This is a genomic window from Vibrio sp. Y176 (genome assembly GCF_033438945.1).
Genome location: NZ_JAWOQS010000310.1, coordinates 1 through 822 on the forward strand (window position 1 = coordinate 1; position 822 = coordinate 822).

Annotated in this window: 1 protein-coding gene; it reads right to left on the bottom strand. The window is 41.0% G+C overall.

All coding sequences use genetic code 11. The features are described 5' to 3' along the window. The coding region (locus tag R7O13_RS25750) for a M16 family metallopeptidase (protein ID WP_318305056.1) at positions 1–400 on the bottom strand (400 nt) is incomplete at its 3' end. Positions 401–822 lie beyond the last annotated feature (422 nt).

The window sequence follows — 822 nt, forward strand, 5'->3', positions numbered from 1 at the left end:
TCCAAGTCAGGGCATCTTCAAGCTTATCGTTATTGGCCAAGTCAAGCTTATAGGAGGTTTGCTGATAGGTGGTAAACGCGTTGATATCTGCGCCAAAACTGCCGCCAGATTGCTCAAAAAGCTTAACAACGTCGTTGCCGGTAAAGTGTGTGCTGCCATTAAATGCCATGTGCTCAACGAAGTGAGCGTAGCCTTTTTGATTGGCTTCTTCTTGGAACGAACCAATGTGCATCACCAAACGAACCGAAACTTCTTGGTCTTGAGTTGGATAGATGTGGTATTTCATTCCATTGGATAGCTGATTAACGTGCCAGTTGGCATCAGGCTGAATCGGCGTGGATTGTTGTGTCAGAGCACACCCTGACAACAACAACGCGGGGACTAACAATATACTGCGCATAACTATTGCCCATAACTATGATTAAGCCGATCAATATAATCCTCGTTCCATGACCTTCACATTTTTAATGGATTATTTACCGCTCAAATGTGATCTATATCACCATTTAATGAAATCAATTATCATTTACAAAACACGACAAATCCTTACTTTACAAATACATAAAACAAGCCGCTCTCGTATTAGGTTCTTATTTCTTATAAAGCTCAAATTCGCGACATAGCGCCAGTATTTATTTTGAGCAGTAAAATATAATCAATCGATGATTTCGGCGTCAAAACCGCTTTTCAGCGACGACGCCGAATCATATACGAATGAAAATAACCAATAACAAACTACCCCGCGCTTTTAGGTAAATGGGTATTAAGCCCGACACTTAACGCCGCTTGGGTACAAAAAATCTATTAATCGCTGCTATGTTC